The organism is Pseudooceanicola sp. NS-SX8, from assembly GCF_057380755.1.
This window is the reverse complement of sequence record NZ_CM170819.1, coordinates 3,887,091-3,906,787: the sequence shown is the minus strand read 5'-3', so window position 1 is coordinate 3,906,787 and position 19,697 is coordinate 3,887,091. Positions and strand designations below refer to the sequence as shown.

The following is a 19,697-nucleotide window of genomic DNA, read 5'->3' as shown; positions in this document are numbered from 1 at the left end:
CTGGGTCAGGCGCGGCGGGGGATCACCTGTTGGGCGATACCGGCGAAGAGCAGGTAGAGGCTGACGATCACCAGGGCCACCTCCGACCAGAGCGGCATGACGAAGTTCGCCAGCGTCGCATAGAGGGCCAGCAGGACCCAGATTCCGGCCATGGGCAGCGACAGCTTGCGCCAGCGGGCGGTGCGCACCGGGTGGATGAACTTCAGCGGCAGGAACATGGCGACGGTCAGGGCCGCGATCACGCCCACCATGATCGGCCAGGGCGGTTCGGTCGCGAAGAAGACCAGCACCACCATGTTCCAGCATCCCGGGAAGCCCGAGAAGCTGTTGTCGGCGGTCTTCATCCGGGTGTCGGCGAAGTAGACCGAGCTTGCAAAGGCGATCAGCAGGACGCCGAACCAGCCGGTCCAGCCCGGCAGCAGCCCGGACTGGTAAAGCGCGAAGGCCGGGATGAAGACATAGGTCAGGAAATCAATGATCAGGTCCAGCAGCACGCCGTCGATCTCTGCCGCGTGGGTCTTGACGTCGTAGCGTCGCGCCAGCGGGCCATCCAGCCCGTCCACGGCAAAGGCAACGACCAGCCAGAGGTACATGACCTCCCACCGGCTGTTGGCCGCGGCAATGATGGCAAGCATCGAGAAGACCGCGCCGGTGGCGGTCAGCAAGTGGACGGAAACGGCGCGCATTCTGATGGATGTCATGGGGTGACCCTAGTCACAAAACTGTTGCGCAGGCAAGGGATGGCGCAGCCTGGATCAGGCGGGCAGGCAGGCGCCTCAGCTGCGGGGATGCGCCTTTTGGTACACTTCCATCAGCCGCACGGTGTCCACGGCGGTATAGGCCTGGGTGGTGGACAGGCTGGCATGGCCCAGAAGTTCCTGGATCGCCCGAAGATCGCCACCGGCGTTCAGCAGGTGGGTCGCGAAGGAGTGGCGCATGGCATGCGGCGTGGCCGAGGCCGGCAACCCCATCTGCGCGCGGACCTGGGCCATGACCTTTCGGATCACCGTCCCCGAAAGAGGGCCGCCGCGAATGCCACGAAAGACCGGCCGGTCAGGCTCCATCGGCCAGGGGCAGAGGTCGATGTAGCGCTCGACCGCCTGCCGCGCGGGGACGATCAGGGGCACCATGCGTTCTTTCCCGCCCTTGCCCTTGATGCGCAGGCTCTGTCCCAGTGGCAGGTCGGCCCCGGTCAGGCCGAGCGCTTCGGAAATCCGCAAGCCGCAGCCGTAAAGCAGTGTCAGCACCGCCATGTCCCGGGCCGAAACCCATTGCCGGGCGTCCTGCTCACCCACCTGTTCGATCATCTGCGCCGCATCCGGCACCGACAGCGGGCGGGGCAGCTTGCGCTGATACCGGGGGGAACGGGCGGCAAGAACCGGGGTCGGGTCGAAGCCCTCTCTCTCGGCCAGCCAGCGGTAGAAGGATTTCACCGCCGAAAGCTTGCGGGCCAGGGACCGGGGGCCGCAGCCGCCCTGCCTGACATGGGCCATCCAGGCGCGCATGTCCGACAGGGTGATCCGGGTCAGCGGTGCCAGGCCCTGTGGCCCGCCCTGGTGGGCGGTCTGGAAGGCAAGGAATTCGGCAACATCGCCGCGATAGGCTTCGATCGTGTTGTCCGCGCGGTCCAGCAGGGCCGATTGCCCTTCCAGCCAGTCCGCCAGCGCATCCCGCGCGGCGGCAGAGATCAGCAGGCCCCCGGCGTCGCGGCTCATGACAACCAGCGGCGCATGGTCCGTTCGAAGACACCCGCGAAGAAGGCCAGCAAATCGGTGCCCTGCTGCGGGGTAAACTGATGCGGATCCTCCGACCCCATCAGCAGCATGCCCGGCAGACGCCCCGGCCCGAAGTCCAGCCGAAGGCAGGCTTCGGAATAGGTGAATTCCGCCTTTTCGCCGTAGAGTTCGGCCGGGCCCGCCTCGATCTGACGCAGGATGACCTGACGCGCGGGGGCGCTGCGGTGGCCATCCATGTAGGCGGCGATATAGCCGGGATCGACGACCCGCAGCACATCCCCCAGGCGGTTGATCGCGGGATCGCGGTTTTCCTGCGCGGTTTCCAGCACCAGGTGCATGGAATCGACCCCCAGAATGTCCGCGACTTCCCCGCCGAGATCTTTCAGGAAGGTTTCAAAATCGTCTCCGTCCATCATCGCGATGATCGCACGGTGGATCTGGTTGGTGCCGGCCAGGTTCTCGTAGGCGGCGGCGATGACGGACCGGTGGGTATCCTCCAGCCGGTCAAGGCGCGCTTCCAGCCGTTCCATGGCGATGCCGCGCAGATCGACGATATTGCCGCCCATGCTCTTTTCATTGGCCGCGACGAGGGCCTTCATCATGTCGGTATCGTCGAGAATGAAATCGGGCCGCTCCAGCACGTGTTCGCGCAGCTTGCGGTCCAGCTCCGGTTTGCCGGAAGTCGTGTTCATGCCTGCCTCGGGGTCTTGTCGTTTTCCCGGATGGTAGCAGACCGGCCGGGGGTTTTCGCGCCTTTTCTGGGAAGGCTGAGCGAAGTTGCGACGTTTCGGCACCGCTTTGCGTGTACCCGTCGCAAAAGGAAAGCGCACCCGCTTGCGGGCGGGTGCGCCAAAGCCTCTCTCGAAGGCTTACAGGATCTTGATGCCCGCATCCGCGATGTCGGACAGGAAGGCCGCCAGGCCCTTGTCGGTCAGCGGGTGCATGGCCAGCGCCTTGATCACGGCGGGCGGCGCGGTGATCACGTCGGCGCCGATGCGGGCGCTTTCGGCCACGTGGTTCGCCGTGCGGATCGAGGCCGCCAGGATCTCGGTCTCGAAGTTGTAGTTGTCGTAGACGGTGCGGATGTCCTCGATCAGCTGCATACCGTCCAGGTTGATGTCATCCAGCCGGCCGATGAAGGGGCTGATGAAGGTCGCGCCGGCCTTGGCGGCCAGCAGCGCCTGGTTGGCCGAGAAGCACAGCGTCACGTTGACCATCGCGCCTTCGTCCGACAGCACCTTGCAGGCCTTCAGGCCGTCCCAGGTCAGCGGCACCTTGACGGCGATGTTCTCGGCGATCTCGCGCAGCTTGCGGCCTTCGGCGATCATCTGGTCTGCTTCGGTGGCAACCACCTCGGCGGAGACGGGACCGGAAACCAGGTCACAGATCTCCTTGGTCACTTCCAGGATGTCACGGCCGGACTTCTTGATAAGCGACGGGTTGGTGGTGACGCCGTCCACCATGCCCAGCTCGTTCAGCTCGGCGATGGCGGGGACGTCGGCGGTGTCGACGAAAAACTTCATGAGTGCGTTCCCCCGGGGTTGCATTGTCTCGCCCCGCGTTTAGCCGATAGAGTGGTGTGCCGAAACCCCATACCGCCTGCGAGGGCCGCTTGGCCGATCCCGATCCACTCTTCTCCGGCTCCCTCTTCGACGAGACACCAGCCTACAGCTACGCCCCGGCGGACTATGCCGAGGGGGAGCTCGTGTCGGTGCTGACGACTCAGCCACTTGACCGACCGCTCGATTACCTCGCGCCTGCGGGCGGGGTGGCTGATGGCGCCTACGTGCTGGTGCCGCTCGGGCCGCGCTTGGTGCTGGGCGTGGTCTGGGGCAGGGGACGCGGCGGTTTCGACCTTAAGAAGGCGCGTGGCATCAACGCGATCCTGCCGGTGCCGCCGATGCGGGAGGAGATGCGCAGCTTCCTGCAGCGCGCGGGCGATTACACGCTCACCTCGATGCCTGCCATGCTGCGGCTGGCCACGCGGGCGCCGGGGCTGACCGACCCGCCCTCTATGCGGAAGGTGTACCGGATGGGCCAGGCGGAGCCCGATCGCATGACGGACGCCCGGACCCGTGTCCTGGCTGTGCTGGAGGAATTCGGCGGCCTGTCCTTCACCCTGAAGGAACTGTCGGATGCCGCCGGCGTGACCTCCTCCGTCATCAAGGGGCTGGTGAAGCAGGGCGCCGTGCTGGAGGAAAACACCCCCCGGGATCTGCCCTTCCCGACACTGGACCCGGATCTGCCTGGCAAGGAGTTGACCGAAGCACAGGAGAGCGCGGCGGAGCAGCTGCGCGCGGGCATCCGGTCGGGCAGCTACGGCACGACCCTGCTGCGCGGCATCACCGGTTCCGGCAAGACCGAGGTCTACCTGGAGGCCGTGGCCGCCGCCCTGGCAAAGGGGCGTCAGGCCATGGTGCTGTTGCCGGAAATCGCCCTCTCGGCAGAGTTCCTGACGCGGGTGGAGAAACGCTTCGGCGCGCGTCCGGCCGAATGGCACTCCGGCGTGACGATGACCGAACGGCGGCGCACCTGGAAAATGGTCGCCGAAGGGGGCGCGCAGCTGGTCGTGGGCGCGCGTTCGGCGCTTTTCCTGCCCTATCGCGACCTCGGCCTGATCGTCGTGGATGAAGAACACGACAGTTCCTACAAGCAGGAGGACGGGGTTCTTTACAACGCCCGCGACATGGCGGTGCTGCGGGCCTCTCTGGCCGGGGCCCAGGTCGTGCTGGCCTCTGCCACGCCCTCGCTGGAAACCTGGGTGAATGCCCAGGCGGGCAAGTACCGCCGGATCGACCTGAAATCCCGCTTCGGCAGCGCCGTTCTGCCGGAAATGCGCGCCATCGACATGCGCGCACAGGAGGTACCCTCGGGCCACTGGATCTCTCCCCGTCTGCAGACGGCGGTGCGGCAGCGGGTCGAGGCGGGGGAACAGGCGCTGCTGTTCCTCAACCGGCGCGGCTATGCCCCGGTGACGATTTGTCGGGCCTGCGGGCACCAGATCGAATGCCCGCAATGCGATGCCCGGATGGTAGAACACCGGTTCCTGAAACGATTGATGTGCCACCAGTGCGGCGAGTCGATCCCCACGCCGGAGAAATGCCCCAAGTGCGAGGCAGAGGGCACGCTTTCCGCCGTTGGCCCCGGTGTCGAGCGTCTGACCGAAGAGGCCGAGGCGCTTTTCCCCGAGGCACGCATCGCCACGCTGTCGTCGGATCTTTTCGGGTCTGCCCGGGCACTGAAACAGGCGGTGGAAACCATCGCTTCGGGCGGGGCGGACATCATCGTCGGCACGCAGTTGGTGGCGAAGGGGCACAACTTTCCTCTGCTGACGCTGGTGGGGGTGATCGACGCCGATCTTGGCCTGCACGGGTCCGACATGCGCGCGGCAGAGAAGACCTTCCAGCTGATGCGCCAGGTTGCAGGCCGGGCCGGGCGCGCCGACCGCCCAGGCGAGGCGCTGATGCAGACCTATCAGCCCGACCACCCGGTGATCCGCGCCATCCTGTCGGGGGACGAGGAGGAGTTCTGGGATGCCGAGGCCGAAAGCCGCTCCCTGGCCCACATGCCGCCTTTCGGGCGGATGGCGGGCATCATCCTGTCGTCGGAAAGCCCCGACGAGGCCTTCGCGGCCGGCACCGAACTGGCTCGGCATGACGGCCCGATCCGCCGCGCGGGGGCGGTCGTCTATGGCCCGGCGCCGGCGCCGATCGCGCGCATTCGCGGTTGGCACCGGGTGCGCATGCTGGTGAAGGCGCCCAAGGGCGTGGCGCTGCAAAGCGCGGTTTCAGACTGGGTCGCGGGGGTGCGCCTGCCGAAAAACCTGCGCCTTTCCATCGACATAGATCCGCAGAGCTTCTTCTGAAACCTCACGTCTCCGCGCGGGGCAGTCGACCCCCGGTGTCGCCCGGGCGGAATTGTGCATTCCTGCAGAGTCATTTTTCTATCCAAAGCATGCTTTCAGCATTAATTGGGCTGCATGAGCAAAACCATGCCCCTCTCCGATGCCGGGTCCTTGCCGTTCTGGCGGCGCCCCAAGGCCCTTCTGTTTCTCATGGCCGCGGCCATGCCGATCGCCTTTGCGACCTGGTCGGCCCTGCTGAACAACTTCGTCATCGAGGTGGCGCGCTTCGACGGCTCCGACATCGGCTGGCTTCACACGATCCGGGAAATCCCGGGTTTCCTGTCCATCGGGGTCATCCTGGTGCTGCTGATCGTGCGGGAGCAGACCCTTGCGCTGACATCGCTGATGCTGCTGGGGATATCCACCGCGCTCACCGCCTACTTCCCGACCCTTGGGGGGATCCTCGTGATCACCTTCCTCAGCTCCGTGGGCTTCCACTACTACGAGGCCGTCAACCAGTCGTTGCAACTGCAGTGGCTGACACGGGAAGAGGCGCCCAAGGTGCTGGGCAAGCTGCTTGCCGTGGGATCTTTCGCGACCCTGGTCAGCTACGGCCTGATCGTTTTGCTTTGGGATCCGCTGGGGCTGACCTACAACCTGGTCTACATGATCGCCGGGGCCACGACCCTTGCCATCGCGCTTTTCGCGCGCTTTGCCTACCCGCAGTACGAGGCGCCCCATCCGCAGCGAAAGACCTTCGTCCTTCGCCGTCGCTACTGGCTCTACTACACGATGCAGTTCTTTGCCGGTGCGCGGCGGCAGATCTTCGTGGTCTTTGCCGGCTTCATGATGGTCGAACGCTTCGGCTTCAACGTGCACGAGGTGACCTCGCTCTTCCTCGTGACCCTGCTGTCCAACATGTTCCTGGCGCCCCTGCTGGGCCGCGCGGTTTCGCGGTTCGGTGAACGCCCGGTGCTGCTGGCGGAATACGCGGGGCTGGTCTTCATCTTCGGCCTCTACGGGGGGATCTACTACTTTGGCTGGGGGCTCGTGCTGGCCTCGATCCTCTACGTGGTGGACAACATCTTCTTCGCGCTCGCACTGGCGCTGAAGACCTATTTCCAGAAGATCGCGGATCCGCGGGACATGGCGCCCACGGCGGCGGTGGCCTTTACCATCAATCACATCGCGGCGGTCTTCCTGCCGGCCTCCCTCGGCTACCTGTGGCTTTTCTCCCCGGCGGCGGTCTTCGTGCTGGCGGCGGCGCTCGCGGGGGTATCGTTCCTCTTCGCCCTGATGATCCCGCGCCACCCCGAACCGGGTCATGAGACCATCTTCGCGCGCGGGAAACTGCCTGCCGCCGCTGAATGAGCCCGCTTGACGCCCGCGCGGGCAGGCTCTAGGCCGCTGGCAACCCAAATCGCGAGGATCCCATGGCCACCTGGACCGCCCTGACCACCCTTGAAACCAAGGCCGATGCCGAGGCGCTCGGCGCGGCCATGGAAGGGCTGGTGCCCGAAGCCACCGGGATCGGCATCTTCGAGATGGAAGATGGCTCCGGCCTGTGGGAAGTCGGTGGCTATTTCGAGGAGCGGCCCGATGTCGCCGGCCTCGAACTCCTGGCGAAGATCCACAATGCGCGCCCCTTCGCGGTCTCCGAACTGCCGGAAACCGACTGGGTGGCCCATGTGAAGCGCGAACTCGCTCCGGTCGAGGCTGGGCGCTTCTTCGTCTACGGTTCCCATGATGCGGACAAGGTGCCGCAGGATGCCGCGACAGTGCCGCTGCTGATCGAGGCTGCAATGGCCTTCGGTACGGGGCACCACGGCACCACCCTCGGTTGCCTGCGGGCGCTGGACCGGCTGGACAACGAAGGCTTCTCGACCGACCGCACGGCCGATATCGGCTGTGGCACCGCGGTTCTGGCCATGGCTGCCGCCAAGATCTGGCCGGGCACGCCGATCGCCAGCGACATCGATCCCGTCGCCGTGGATGTGGCCATCGCCAACCTGAAGGCCAACGATATGGACGGCGAAGTCGTCTGCTGCGAAGCGGCCGGGTTCGGCAACCCGCTGTTGGCCGAAAAGGCCCCCTACGGCCTGGTCTTCGCCAACATCCTGATGGGGCCGCTCGTCGCCCTCGCTCCCGAGATCGCGGCGAATGTCGAAAGTGACGGCTACGCGATCCTGTCCGGTCTGCTGAACGAACAGGCCCCCGCCGTACAGGAAGCCTACGAGGCCGCCGGCTTCGCCCTGCATCACGCGGAACAGATCCGGGAATGGACGACCCTGACCCTGCGCAAGGTCTAATCCCTTTTCGGCCCCATTCCGGCCCGAATTGTCTTTTACCAAGCTTTGAAAGCAGGGGATGCGATCAAAGTGAGGGACCAATGACGCAGTCGATGCGGGAATTCGATGACCGTCTGCGCCGTATTGAACGGAAGCGGCAGGGGACCGGCCGCCTTGGTGGCATGAAGTTCGACGTGGATCGCAACGGACGCGTCCGTGGGCTGGCGCGCAAGCGTCGTGGCCTGGGGCCTGTCCTGCGCGCGGCCTGCTATCTCGTCCTGGCGCTTTACGGGATGAAGGTCCTGGCCTTCGCGGGTCTGGGCGCCGCCGAATACGACCTGCGCAGCGATACCCTCGCCTCCGGCTCCTCCTGGGAGCAGTTCGTCGCCCGGCTGATGGAGCCGGATGTCGTGACCGAGTTCGTCGCGGGCCACATCGGCCCCTTCCTGCAGTCCATCTGACCCCTTCCGCCGAAACACGCCAGTTCCGCCCCGGCACGCCGGTGATCCAGCGCGCCCATCAGGGCGCGTTTGCGCATTCAGGCGGGCAAATTCATGCGGGCAAAAAGAAAGCCGCCCCGGTTGCCCGGTGCGGCTCGCTTCCCCGAAAGCTGCGGCCGGATGGCCGCGGCTGCTGGGTGTATTAGATGCGGGAAACGTCGTCGATGTCGCCGCGGACCAGACCGATGTCGTTCAGTTCGCGGTCGGTCAGGCGGGACAGGGCCTTGCGGGTGACGCGGGCGTCGTTCCAGTTGGAGACGGCGGCGACGAGGTGGTTCACTGCGGAAGCGATCGGCAGTGCGAGGGAGCTGGAGGCAGCGGTACGTGCGTAGTGAGAGGTCATTGTCTTATCCTTTGACTTTCGGGGGATGGAGACGGCTGACGTCTCCGCGTTCGTATGTTCTGAGCCGCAGGTAGAATTCTTTTTCCGCCCAAACAATCGGCATTTTTGCATGGGCTGCATGCAATTTCTGCATGCCTGTCGGATTGTTAAGTTTCTGTTCGGAAATCCATAAATTTCTGTGGCCTTGGTGTCGTGTCGAGCCGCCGAAATGTCGGATTCGGTCGTTTCCGACGTCCATTTCGCGTCGTGACCGGGGGTGGAACGGCCCTTGGCGGATGTTCTCCTTTCGTGCTAGTTCTCTAAAAAGCCCCGATGAACCGGGGAAGAGAGCAGTGAAAGGGGCGACACGATGCGGATTCTGGGGATCGACCCGGGCTTGCAGAACCTCGGCTGGGGCGTGATTCGTGTCGACGGCAGCCGGATTTCGCACCTGGGCAACGGCGTGTGCCACGGCACGGGCAGTGCCCTGGCGCAGAGGCTGCTGGCCCTGCACGACGCGCTGACCGAGGTATTTGAACGTTTTCAGCCCGATGCGGCGGCGGTTGAACATGTCTTCGTCAACCGGGATGGCGCAGGGACGCTCAAACTGGGACAGGCGCGCGGCATCGCCATGCTGGTTCCGGCGCGCTTCGGGCTGGAGGTCGGGGAATATGCCCCGAACCAGATCAAGAAGACCGTGGTCGGTGTCGGCCATGCGGACAAGAAACAGGTGCAGCACATGGTCAAGATGCAGCTGCCCGGCGTGCAGTTCGCCGGGCCCGATGCGGCGGATGCCCTGGCGATCGCGATCTGCCACGCCCGGCACGCCGGGTCCACGCTGGCCAAGGTGCTGAGGGCGCAGGCATGATCGGCAAGCTTTCCGGACGGATCGACTACAAGGCCCTCGACCATGTGCTGATCGACGTGCGCGGCGTGGGCTATATCGTCTACTGCTCCGACCGCACGCTGGCGACCCTGCCCGGCCCGGGGGAGGCGGTGGCGCTTTATACCGACCTGCTGGTGCGCGAAGACATCCTGCAGCTCTTCGGGTTTCCGACCCTGGCGGAGAAGGAATGGCACCGGCTGCTGACCTCTGTGCAGGGGGTGGGCGCGAAGGCCTCCCTGGCGATCCTCGGGGCACTCGGGCCCGATGGGGTCGGCCGGGCGATTGCGCTTGGCGACTGGAACGCGGTGAAGGCGGCCAAGGGGGTCGGCCCCAAGATCGCGCAGCGCGTCGTGGCGGAGCTGAAGGACAAGGCCCCCTCCATCATGGCCATGGGGGGCGGCGCGGCCGAAGTGATCGAACCGGTCGAGCCCGCGCAACCTGCTGAAACAGCAACGAAACCCGCGCGCAAGGCGCCCGCGCCAAAGCCTGCGGCCAATGTGCAGGGCGACGCCCTTTCCGCCCTGTCCAACCTTGGCTACCAGCCGTCGGAGGCCGCGGGGGCCGTGGCGCAGGCGCTGAACGAACAGCCGGAGCTGGACATGGCCGGGCTGATCCGCGCGGCGCTGCGCCTTCTGGCCCCGAAGGAATGAGCCGGTCTTGCCCCGGTGCCCCCGCCACGGCTAGGAGGGGCCTATGAACGAACCCGATCCCACCCTGCGTCCCGATCCGCTGCCCGAGGATGCCGCCGCCGATACCCGGGCGTTGCGGCCCCAGCAGCTTGACGATTTCATCGGCCAGGCAGAGGCGCGGGCGAACCTGAAGGTCTTCATCCAGTCGGCCCGCCAGCGTGGCGAGGCGATGGACCACACGCTGTTTCATGGCCCGCCCGGCCTCGGCAAGACGACGCTGGCGCAGATCATGTCGCGGGAGCTGGGCGTGAACTTCCGCATGACCTCCGGCCCGGTGCTGGCCAAGGCGGGGGATCTGGCGGCGATCCTGACCAACCTGGAGGCGCGGGACGTCCTTTTTATCGACGAAATCCACAGGCTTAACCCGGCGGTGGAGGAGGTGCTCTATCCGGCGATGGAGGATTTCGAGCTCGACCTCGTGATCGGGGAGGGGCCGGCGGCGCGGACGGTGCGGATCGAACTGCAGCCGTTTACGCTGGTAGGCGCCACGACGCGGCTGGGATTGCTGACGACACCGCTGCGCGACCGCTTCGGCATCCCGACGCGGTTGCAGTTCTATACCATTGAGGAGCTTGACGAAATCGTCACCCGCAACGCACGCAAACTGGGTGCGCCGGCGGATCCCGAGGGGTCGCTGGAAATCGCGCGGCGGGCGCGGGGGACACCGCGGATCGCCGGGCGGTTGCTGCGGCGGGTCGTGGATTTTGCTGTGGTCGAGGGCGACGGGCGGATCACCCGGGCGCTGGCCGACCGGGCGCTGACGCGGCTGGGCGTGGACGAGCTGGGCCTGGATGGCGCCGACAGGCGATATTTGCGCATGATCGGAGAGGGTTACGGCGGCGGGCCGGTGGGGATCGAAACCCTGGCGGCGGCGTTGTCGGAAAGCCGGGATGCGCTGGAAGAGGTGATCGAGCCCTATCTTCTGCAGCAGGCGCTGGTGCAGCGGACGCCACGCGGGCGGATGCTGGCACAGCGGGCCTGGGGCCACCTGGGCCTTGCCGCGCCGAAGCGGGCGGGCGAACAGGGGCCGGATCTCTTCGGTCAGTGACCGGATCAGAACGTCAGAAAGGACAATCCATGCAAGGACTTGCCCCAGCCCCCGAGGTCGTCGAAAGCTTCTTCGCCGATGCCGACGACCAGTTCCGTTTCGCCCGCTGGTCGCGGCCCATCGTGCCGGTGATCTTCGGCGCGGCGGAGCAGAGCCTGCCGCCGTTGAAGGGCGCGATGGAGGTCGTGGTGCTGGCTGCGGGTCACAAGATGGCCGAGACGGATCCGGAGCTGGGCGCGAACCTCATGCTGTTCTTCCTGACCGACTGGGCGGAGCTGGGGGAGGTCGAGAACCTGGAGCGACTGGTGCCCGACCTGGAGGGGCTGCTGCCGAGGCTGCAGGCGCAAGATGCTGATCAGTATCGCTTTTTCAGGTTCGAAGCGGATGGTTCGATCAAGGCGGCCTTTGTTTTCTTGCGGATGCGGGGGGCGCTGGCGGAGATGCCGGCGGCGGATCTGGGGATGGAGCAGATGCTGAAATCCATGCTGCTTTGGGGGCCGGCGACCTTTGACGGGCGTTCGGCGCTGGCGCGGGCGGACGGGCAGGGCGAAGCCGTGCTGCGGCCCGACCTGGCATCGGTCCTGCGGGCCGCCTATGACCCTGTTCTGCCTGCATATTCCGAAGATCCCAGCCTTGCGCTGAGGCTTTCGGCACGGGCCGGGCAGCTGTTCAACTGAGCCCAGGGGCGCCGCGCCGGAACGTCGGTATTCACAACCCCCAATAGATTCGCGAAGTCGCTGAAAAGGCGCGATTAAAACGTCGGTATTACGTCGGTATCGCGACTGTATCGCGACGGTGTGAAATTCCGGCCCCAAGCAGGGCCAGAAGCGGGGCCCGGGTTCGGGCAACCCGAGGCGCCGGGCGGGCTGGACAAGCCGGGCCGGAGGGGCGAGCAAGGGGCAAAGGGAAAGGGCGCGACATGCACAGGTTCGATCTGCGGGTCTATTACGAGGACACCGACCTGGCGGGTATCGTCTACTACGCCAATTACATGAAGTTCATCGAGCGCGCCCGCAGCGAGTGGGTGCGCGACCTGGGCCTGGACCAGGCGGCGATGAAGGCGGAGACCGGGCAGGTCTTTGCGGTGCGCCGGGTCGAGGCGGATTACCTGAAGCCTGCGAAGTTCGACGACCAGCTGAGCGTCGTGACCACGGTGGAGCAGGTCCGCCCGGCGCGCATCATCCTGCGTCAGGAGGTGCTGCGTAAAAGCGGGGAGGAGGGCGAGGAAAGGCTATTCACTTCCCTTGTCACCCTGGTCGCGCTGGACGGGCAGGGGGCGCCGGTGCGGCTTCCGGCGGTTCTCCGCCAGTTGGCGGTGGAATAGGCAGCGCCGCACCACCGCCTCACGGCTCTGAAATGCCTTTGTCATTGGCCTTTGTCGGGGATCTGCGCTAGATTCGTCCCCAATTGCCGCACCAGACGGCCGCGCGACAAAGAGCAGACAGAATGGAAACCGCACCCCTCGCAATGGCGCAGGAGATTGATTTCTCCCTGCTTGGCCTTTTCGCCCAGGCGACCTTCACCGTGAAGATCGTGATGCTTCTGCTGATCCTGGCTTCGTTCTGGAGCTGGTCGATCATCATCCAGAAGATCATCGCCTACCGCGCCGCCCGGCGCGAGGCGAACCGGTTTGACCGGGCCTTCTGGTCCGGGGAGCCGCTGGACGAACTGTACGACGAAATCGGGCCGGAGCCGTCGGGCCGGAGCGAACGCATCTTTGCCGCCGGCATGACGGAATGGCGCCGCAGCTACCGCAGCGACGGCCAGATGATCGCCGGCGCCCAGGCGCGGATCGACCGCAGCATGGACGTGGCCATCGCCAAGGAGGCGGAGGCCCTGCAATCGGGCCTGCCGGTGCTGGCGACCGTGGGCTCGACCTCTCCCTTCGTGGGGCTGTTCGGCACGGTCTGGGGCATCATGCATGCCTTCGTGGGCATTGCCGCCACCCAGAACACCAACCTGGCCGTCGTGGCGCCGGGCATCGCCGAGGCGCTGCTGGCCACCGCGCTTGGCCTGCTGGCCGCCATCCCGGCGGTGATCTTCTACAACAAGCTCAGCACGGATGCGGATCGTCTGGTCGGGGGCTACGAGGCCTTCGCGGATGAGTTCGCGACGATCCTGGGCCGCCAGCTGGAGTCCTGAGCCATGGGCGCGGGCACCATCGGCAAGGGAGGCGGCGGCGGCCGCCGCAGGGGGCGCCGGCACGGTGGCCGGGCGCGCCCCATGGCAGAGATCAACGTGACCCCCTTCGTGGATGTCATGCTGGTGCTGCTGATCATTTTCATGGTGGCCGCGCCGCTGATGGTGGTGGGCGTTCCGGTGGAACTGCCCAAGACCCAGGCGACGGCGCTGCCGACGGAGGCGGAAGAGCCGCTGACGGTGACGCTGACCAGGGACGGCACGATCCTGTTGCAGACCACCGAGGTCGCGGCGGGGGAGCTGGTGGACAAGCTGCGCGCGGTCGCGGCGGAGCGGGCCTCCACCCGGATCTACCTGCGCGCGGACGGTGCCGTCAGCTATGACCAGGTGATGCAGGTCATGGGCGCGCTGAATGCGGGCGGGTTCACCGATATCGGCCTGGTGACGGACAGCCAGGATCCTGTCCGGGACGCCGGCTAGGCCAGACGCCATGAGCAGGGGCATGAATACGGGCCAGATCATCTCAGGGGCCGCGCATGTGGGGCTGATTGCCTGGCTCTTCCTGGGCGGTCTTTTCACGCCTGCGCCGCAGCCGGCGGAGGTGAGCCCCGTCACCATGGTGACGGAGGAGGAATTTGCGGCCCTTCAGGCGGCGTCGCAGCCGCCCGAGGCCGCGACCGAGGTGCCGCAGCCCGCCGCGCCGGAGGTGGCCCCCGAAGCCGCGCCCGAGGTTGCGCCGGAAGCGGCGCCCGCGCCCGCGCCTGAGCCGGAACCCGAGGCCGCGCCGGAACCGGAACCTGAGCCTGCGCCCGAACCCGCGCCGGCACCTGAACCCGCGCCAGAGCCTGCGCCCGAACCCGTTCGCCCGCAGCTACCCGAGCAGGTTCAGGGCCCGGATCGGCCCGACGTCGCCCCCAGCCCCGAGGCCGCCCCGCGCATCGCCCCGGAGCCGGTGGAGCGCTCTGCAGAGGACGTGGCCGAGGATATCGAGACCCGCCCCGAGGTCGCCCCGTCGGATGCCCCGGCAGAGGTGCAGGAGCCCGAGCAGGCGCCCGCCGCTCCGCCGCCCAGCACCACCGAGATCGTGACCGAGGCCGACCGGCCGTCGGGGGCGCCGACTTCGTCCAAGCGGCCGCAGATGCGCCCGGAACCGCCGCAGCAGACCGCGGCGGCAGAGCCCGAGCCTGCGCCTGAGCCCAAGCCTGAACCTGCGCCCGAGCCGAAACCTGAACCCAAGCCCGAACCGAAACCGGAACCGAAACCGGCCGACAACGATGCCAATATCGACCAGGCCCTGGCCGAGGCGCTTGGCGGGGGCGGGCAGAGTTCTGACGCGCCGGTGCGGCAGGGGCCGCCGCTGTCGGCGTCGGAGCGCGAGGGGCTGCGCGTGGCGGTTCAGCAGTGCTGGAATGTCGACATCGGGTCGGCGGCGGCGCAGGTTGTGGTGACGATTGCCTTCTCGTTGGATCGTGACGGACAGGTCCAGCAATCTACATTGCGACAGGTGAGCGCGCAGGGTGGCGATGCTTCGGCCCAGCGGGCGGCGTTCGATGCCGCGCGGCGGGCGGTACTGCGGTGCAGTGCGATGCAGGGCGGCTTCAAGCTGCCGGCGGAGAAGTACGACAGCTGGCGCGACATCGAAATGACATTCAACCCGGAGAAAATGCGGAACCTATGATGAGACCGAATGCACTCCTGACACCGCTTGCCCTGTGCCTGGGGCTGGCTGCGGCGCTGATCCCTGCGGGGCAGGCGGCGCAGGCCCAGTCGGGCCCCCTCCGGATCGAGATCACCGAGGGGGTGATCGAACCGATGCCGATCGCCATTCCGAACTTCGTCCCCGAGGGCGGCAATGCGGGCCAGCTGGCGGCGCAGATCAGCCGCGTGGTGGCCGAGGACCTGACCGGGACGGGGCTTTTCCGGGAGATCCCGCCCTCGGCCCATATCGGCAGCATCACCAGCTTCTCCAGCCCGGTGCAATATGCCGACTGGAAGGCGATCAACGCCCAGGCGCTGATCACCGGCGCGGTCAGCGTGCAGGGCGGGCAGGTGAACGTGAAGTTCCGCCTGCATGACGTCTTTGCCGGACAGGAGATGGGATCGGGCCTGCAGTTCACCGGCACCGAGGCGGGCTGGCGGCGGATGGCGCACAAGGTGGCCGATGCCGTCTACAGCCGGATCACCGGGGAGGGCGCCTATTTCGACAGCCGGGTGGTCTTCGTCGCGGAAAGCGGGCCGAAGGACGCGCGCCAGAAACGCCTGGCGATCATGGATTACGATGGCGCCAATACGCAGTACCTGACCGACAGCTCCTCCATCGTGCTGGCGCCGCGGTTCTCCCCCACGGGCGACCGGGTGCTTTACACCAGCTACGAGACCGGGCGACCGGAGATCTACGTGCTGGACGTGGCCAGCGTCGGCCGCCGGATCCTGCAGACCGGGCAGGGCGACATGGCCTTCAGCCCGCGCTTCAGCCCGGACGGCAATACCGTCATCTACTCCCTCACCAACGGGTCCAACACGGATATCTACCGCATGGACATCGCCACGGGGCAGAGCCGCAAGCTGACCGATGCGCCCTCGATCGAGACGGCGCCGAGCTTCAGCCCGGACGGGTCGCGCATCGTGTTCGAGAGCGACCGCAGCGGCACCCAGCAGCTCTACATCATGCCGGCCACGGGCGGCGAGGCGCAGCGGATCAGCTTTGGCGAAGGCCGCTACGGCACGCCGGTCTGGTCCCCGCGGGGCGACCTGATCGCCTTCACCAAGCAGTCCAAGGGCCGGTTCCACATCGGCGTGATGCGCACCGACGGATCGGGAGAGCGCCTGCTGACGGCGTCCTTCCTGGACGAGGGACCGAGCTGGTCGCCCAATGGCCGCGTCATCATGTTCGCCCGGGAAACCCAGGGGGAGCTTGGCAGTTCGTCGCTCTACTCCGTCGACATTACCGGGCGGAACCTGAAGGCGGTGAACACGCCCCAGGGCGCATCGGACCCCGCATGGGGCCCGCTTCAATAAGGCAGGCGGGGGTCCATCCGCACCGGTCCGGGCCCTGCCGGGGCCGCTTGCGGGACAGCCCCCGGAACGAATATAATTTGAGACAAATACGAGAGGCATGACATGAACCATCTGGCCAAAGCCGCCATCCTGTGCACCATCGCGAGCCTTGGGCTGGCAGGGTGCGGCAGCACCCGGGCGGACCGTTTCGACAACGTGACCGACCTGAACGCGGCAAACGGCGCCTATGGCGCCAACGGCGCGGCGTCCGATCCGGCCTCGCCCGCCTATTTCCAGCAGGCGGTGGGTGACCGCGTGCTGTTTGCCGTCGACCAGTCCACGCTGGGCGCCGAGGCGCAGGCCGTCCTGGACGGGCAGGCGCAGTGGCTGATGTCCAACCCGGGCTTCCAGGTGCGCATCGAGGGCCACGCGGACGAGCAGGGCACCCGGGAATACAACCTTGCCCTGGGCGCGCGCCGTGCGACCGCCGTGCGTGACTACCTGGTGTCCAAGGGCGTGGCGCCGAGCCGTCTGAGCACCATCAGCTACGGCAAGGAGCGCCCGATCGAGATCTGCTCTGCCGAGGCGTGCTATGCCAAGAACCGCCGCGCGGTGACCGTGTTGCAGGCGGGGGCAGGCCTGTAAGGCAGGCTGAAAATGACGCGACGGAGCCGCAGCTTCGTCGCGTATAATCCTGTACGGAGCTGTTCAGTTGCCGGGGTGGGCGGAGACTGGCAGTTTCGCAAGGAAGGTGACGGGCAGGACAGGGCCCGTTGACCGCGCAGCCGGAGACGGCGCGCAAAGGCGGCCCTCTGGGGAGGGGGAGGCCAGGACATGGGGCGATGGCCCTGACAGGGTGGCAGTCGGTCGCCCGGCCGGCCCTTTGGGGGGATCGGTGCAAGAGGATCGAAATGGGGACGAGTACGATGGCAATTCCCGGCGGGACGATGTCCCTTGGCCAATTCCGCAACCACCAGACCCGCAATGTGCAGGACCCGAGGGCCGGTGGCCTGCGCCGACGGCTGGCATCGCTGGGCCTTGCCTGTGCGCTGGCCTGCGTTGTGGCACCGCTGGCCGGGGGCGTTCACCCCGCCCTGGCGCAGGACCGGCAGGAAACGCTGGCCGACATCCGGCAGCAGCTGACCCTGCTGAATTCCGAGGTCCAGGGCCTGAAGCGGGAGCTTTCGACCACCGGGGCGCCGTCGCAGCTTTCGGGGGCGGGGACGCAGCTGGAACGCATCAACGCCATCGAGGAGGAGATGCGCCGGCTGACCAACAAGACCGAGGAGCTGGAACATCGGATCGACAGCGTGGTGGCCGATGGGACCAACCGCATCGGTGACCTGGAATTCCGCCTGGTGGAGCTGGAAGGTGGCGATCTGAGCCAGCTTGGCCAGACCTCTACCCTGGGCGGCGCAGAGCCGTCTTCTGTCACCGCATCTGCGGCCCCCGCTGCGGGCGTGGGCGGCATCGGTGGCGGCCCGACTGCGAGCAGCGGCGGCAACGAGATGCAGCTTGCGGTCAGCGAAAAGGCCGATTTCCAGGCCGCGCAGGAGAAGCTGGATGCCGGTGATTTCACCGCCGCGAAAAGCGCCTTCGAGACCTTCAAGAGCAATTATCCCGGCAGCCCGCTGGCCCCTGCGGCCGACCTGGGCCGGGGGCGCGCGCTGGAAGCGGCGGGCGATGTGAAGGGCGCGGCGCGTGCCTACCTCGACAGTTTCTCGGCCGAGCCCACGGGCGACAACGCGCCGGAATCGCTCTACCGGCTGGGCATGCAGTTGTCGCAGCTGGGTCAGAACACCGAGGCCTGCGTGACCCTGGGCGAGGTGGGCAACCGCTTCCCCGCCACCCCCTGGGCCGACCAGGCGCAGACAGCCCGTCAGAGCAAGGGATGTTCCTGACGGGGGGCTGACGGATGACCGAGGGCAGTTCCCTTCTGAAAGAGCTGGTGGCAGGGCATTTCCTGCCCGGCCCGCCCGAGGAGATCGGGCTTGCGGTGTCGGGCGGGGGGGATTCCATCGCCCTGATGCACCTGATGGCCGATATCGCCGCGGACAGCGCCTTGCGCCTGCGCGCGGTGACGGTGGACCACGGTCTGCGCCCGGAGGCGGCGGAGGAGGCGCGCCAGGTGGGCCTGGCCGCCGGGGCGCTTGGCATTCCCCATGACGTGCTGCGCTGGGAAGGCTGGGACGGGCAGGGCAACCTGCAGGACCAGGCTCGCCGCGCGCGCTATCGCCTGATGGGCGACTGGGCGAAGGCGCGGGGGATCCGCCAGGTGGCGCTTGGCCACACGGCGGACGACCAGGCGGAGACCTTCCTGATGCGGTTGTCGCGTTCGGCCGGGGTCGACGGGCTGTCGGGCATGGCCGCGCGCCGGCGCATCGGCCCGATCACCTTCGTGCGGCCGATGCTGGACATCCGGCGCAGCTGCCTGCGGGATCTGCTGCGCGCGCGCGGGGTGGACTGGGCCGAGGATCCGTCCAACGAGGACAGGCGCTATGACCGGGTCCGGGCGCGCCAGGCGCTGAGCGCGCTGGAGCCGCTGGGCCTGACGGTGGCGGCCGTGGCGGGCACGGCGAAGAACCTGGCCTCGGTCCGGGCGACCCTTGGGTGGTATGCCTTTTCCGAGGCGCAGAAGCTGGTCACCTTCCAGGCCGGTGACCTGGTGATGGCGCGCAGCGGCTACCGGGTGCTGCAGCCCGAGATCGCCCGCCGCCTGATGGCGCAGGCGCTGATCTGGGTCTCGGGGAGCGAGTATCCGCCGCGGGGCCGGGCCCTGTCGCTGGCGCTGGAAGCGGTGCGGACCGGCACCGGCATGACCCTGCATGGCTGCGCCATTACCGTCACCCCGAGGGAGGTCCGTGTCAGCCGGGAAGTTGCGGCGGTGGAAGGGGTTACATGCCCCCCGGACGGCACCTGGGATGGCCGCTGGCGACTGGTGCCCCCCTGGGAGAAGACCCTGGGCGAGGCCGGAACGGAGATCCGCGCCCTGGGCGAGGCGGGGCTGAAGGCCCTGCCGGAATGGCGCGCGGGCGGACTGCCTTACCGGTCCTTGTTGGGCTACCCTTCGGTCTGGACGGGTGATAAGCTGGTGGCTGCGCCTCATGCGGGTTACGCACAGGGGTGGCGGGCCGAGCTGGTCCGGGGAGAAGACAGTTTCCATGCGGCTCTGCTGACGCAGTGATGCGTCGCATTGAACCGGGGCGGATAGCGCTTATTTAAACCCGGACGCCCTTATGCTAGGCGCA

General features: G+C 67.2%; 21 protein-coding genes. 16 read left to right on the top strand and 5 right to left on the bottom strand.

The genetic code is table 11. The features are described from left to right. Nucleotides 1-5: 5 nt before the first annotated feature. The 4 genes from AC2IR1_RS17840 to fsa form a co-directional block, all read right to left on the bottom strand. A complete protein-coding gene (locus AC2IR1_RS17840; RefSeq protein WP_486473316.1) occupies nt 6-701 on the bottom strand; it encodes a CDP-alcohol phosphatidyltransferase family protein in 696 nt (231 codons plus the stop codon). 75 nt (nt 702-776) lie between these two features. After that, nucleotides 777-1,715, bottom strand: coding sequence for a tyrosine recombinase XerC (locus AC2IR1_RS17835; RefSeq protein ID WP_486473315.1), 939 nt, complete (start codon nt 1,713-1,715; stop codon nt 777-779). Continuing rightward, on the bottom strand, nt 1,712-2,428 hold the full coding sequence (locus AC2IR1_RS17830) for a DUF484 family protein (protein WP_486473314.1): 717 nt from the start codon (nt 2,426-2,428) through the stop codon (nt 1,712-1,714). The genes AC2IR1_RS17835 and AC2IR1_RS17830 overlap by 4 nt, the downstream gene beginning before the upstream one ends. A 177-nt stretch (nt 2,429-2,605) precedes the next feature. Continuing rightward, entirely contained in the window at nt 2,606-3,259 is a 654-nt protein-coding gene (fsa, locus tag AC2IR1_RS17825; RefSeq protein WP_486473313.1) for a fructose-6-phosphate aldolase, read from the bottom strand. Between the two features lie 89 nt (nt 3,260-3,348). On the opposite strand from fsa, the gene AC2IR1_RS17820 reads away from it, so the two are divergent. The 4 genes from AC2IR1_RS17820 to AC2IR1_RS17805 all read left to right on the top strand — a co-directional run bounded on the left by AC2IR1_RS17820 (nt 3,349) and on the right by AC2IR1_RS17805 (nt 8,329). Beyond that, complete coding sequence (locus AC2IR1_RS17820) at nt 3,349-5,601, top strand: primosomal protein N' (RefSeq protein WP_486473312.1); 2,253 nt, start codon at nt 3,349-3,351, stop codon at nt 5,599-5,601. Nucleotides 5,602-5,715: 114 nt separating this feature from the next. After that, nucleotides 5,716-6,951 carry an MFS transporter gene (locus AC2IR1_RS17815; protein WP_486473311.1) on the top strand — a complete coding sequence of 412 codons (1,236 nt, stop codon included), beginning with the start codon at nt 5,716-5,718 and terminating at the stop codon, nt 6,949-6,951. A 62-nt stretch (nt 6,952-7,013) separates the two neighbouring features. Continuing rightward, a complete protein-coding gene (locus tag AC2IR1_RS17810) occupies nt 7,014-7,889 on the top strand; it encodes a 50S ribosomal protein L11 methyltransferase (RefSeq protein ID WP_486473310.1) in 876 nt (291 codons plus the stop codon). Nucleotides 7,890-7,969: 80 nt separating this feature from the next. Continuing rightward, on the top strand, nt 7,970-8,329 hold the full coding sequence (locus AC2IR1_RS17805; protein ID WP_486473309.1) for a hypothetical protein: 360 nt from the start codon (nt 7,970-7,972) through the stop codon (nt 8,327-8,329). Between the two features lie 181 nt (nt 8,330-8,510). On the opposite strand, the gene AC2IR1_RS17800 is transcribed toward AC2IR1_RS17805, so the two are convergent. Continuing rightward, nucleotides 8,511-8,711, bottom strand: coding sequence for a DUF1127 domain-containing protein (locus tag AC2IR1_RS17800; RefSeq protein WP_486473308.1), 201 nt, complete (start codon nt 8,709-8,711; stop codon nt 8,511-8,513). A gap of 349 nt (nt 8,712-9,060) precedes the next feature. Between AC2IR1_RS17800 and ruvC the strand changes: the two genes are divergently transcribed. The 12 genes from ruvC to tilS all read left to right on the top strand — a co-directional run bounded on the left by ruvC (nt 9,061) and on the right by tilS (nt 19,633). Continuing rightward, nucleotides 9,061-9,558 carry a crossover junction endodeoxyribonuclease RuvC gene (gene ruvC, locus AC2IR1_RS17795; RefSeq protein WP_486473307.1) on the top strand — a complete coding sequence of 166 codons (498 nt, stop codon included), beginning with the start codon at nt 9,061-9,063 and terminating at the stop codon, nt 9,556-9,558. After that, nucleotides 9,555-10,226 carry a Holliday junction branch migration protein RuvA gene (gene ruvA / locus AC2IR1_RS17790; protein ID WP_486473306.1) on the top strand — a complete coding sequence of 224 codons (672 nt, stop codon included), beginning with the start codon at nt 9,555-9,557 and terminating at the stop codon, nt 10,224-10,226. Before ruvC ends, ruvA begins: the two co-directional genes overlap by 4 nt. A 43-nt stretch (nt 10,227-10,269) precedes the next feature. Beyond that, nucleotides 10,270-11,313 carry a Holliday junction branch migration DNA helicase RuvB gene (ruvB, locus tag AC2IR1_RS17785; RefSeq protein WP_486473305.1) on the top strand — a complete coding sequence of 348 codons (1,044 nt, stop codon included), beginning with the start codon at nt 10,270-10,272 and terminating at the stop codon, nt 11,311-11,313. Nucleotides 11,314-11,342: 29 nt separating this feature from the next. After that, on the top strand, nt 11,343-11,990 hold the full coding sequence (locus AC2IR1_RS17780) for a hypothetical protein (RefSeq protein WP_486473304.1): 648 nt from the start codon (nt 11,343-11,345) through the stop codon (nt 11,988-11,990). A gap of 242 nt (nt 11,991-12,232) precedes the next feature. Continuing rightward, nucleotides 12,233-12,637, top strand: a complete 405-nt coding sequence (gene ybgC, locus AC2IR1_RS17775) for a tol-pal system-associated acyl-CoA thioesterase (RefSeq protein WP_486473303.1) — start codon at nt 12,233-12,235, stop codon at nt 12,635-12,637. 122 nt (nt 12,638-12,759) lie between these two features. Continuing rightward, nucleotides 12,760-13,455, top strand: a complete 696-nt coding sequence (gene tolQ, locus AC2IR1_RS17770) for a protein TolQ (protein WP_486473302.1) — start codon at nt 12,760-12,762, stop codon at nt 13,453-13,455. A 3-nt stretch (nt 13,456-13,458) separates the two neighbouring features. Then, nucleotides 13,459-13,932, top strand: a complete 474-nt coding sequence (gene tolR, locus AC2IR1_RS17765) for a protein TolR (RefSeq protein ID WP_486473301.1) — start codon at nt 13,459-13,461, stop codon at nt 13,930-13,932. A 22-nt stretch (nt 13,933-13,954) separates the two neighbouring features. Continuing rightward, nucleotides 13,955-15,130 (top strand): cell envelope biogenesis protein TolA, encoded by a 1,176-nt coding sequence (locus AC2IR1_RS17760; protein ID WP_486473300.1) that lies wholly within the window; start codon nt 13,955-13,957, stop codon nt 15,128-15,130. Then, the gene (tolB, locus tag AC2IR1_RS17755) at nt 15,130-16,470 is read left to right on the top strand and encodes a Tol-Pal system beta propeller repeat protein TolB (RefSeq protein WP_486473299.1); all 1,341 of its coding nucleotides are present in this window, start codon (nt 15,130-15,132) and stop codon (nt 16,468-16,470) included. The genes AC2IR1_RS17760 and tolB overlap by 1 nt, the downstream gene beginning before the upstream one ends. A gap of 102 nt (nt 16,471-16,572) precedes the next feature. Next, on the top strand, nt 16,573-17,094 hold the full coding sequence (gene pal, locus AC2IR1_RS17750; protein ID WP_486473298.1) for a peptidoglycan-associated lipoprotein Pal: 522 nt from the start codon (nt 16,573-16,575) through the stop codon (nt 17,092-17,094). A gap of 266 nt (nt 17,095-17,360) precedes the next feature. Then, complete coding sequence (gene ybgF / locus AC2IR1_RS17745) at nt 17,361-18,350, top strand: tol-pal system protein YbgF (RefSeq protein ID WP_486473297.1); 990 nt, start codon at nt 17,361-17,363, stop codon at nt 18,348-18,350. 14 nt (nt 18,351-18,364) lie between these two features. After that, complete coding sequence (tilS, locus tag AC2IR1_RS17740) at nt 18,365-19,633, top strand: tRNA lysidine(34) synthetase TilS (RefSeq protein WP_486473296.1); 1,269 nt, start codon at nt 18,365-18,367, stop codon at nt 19,631-19,633. Nucleotides 19,634-19,697: the final 64 nt, after the last annotated feature.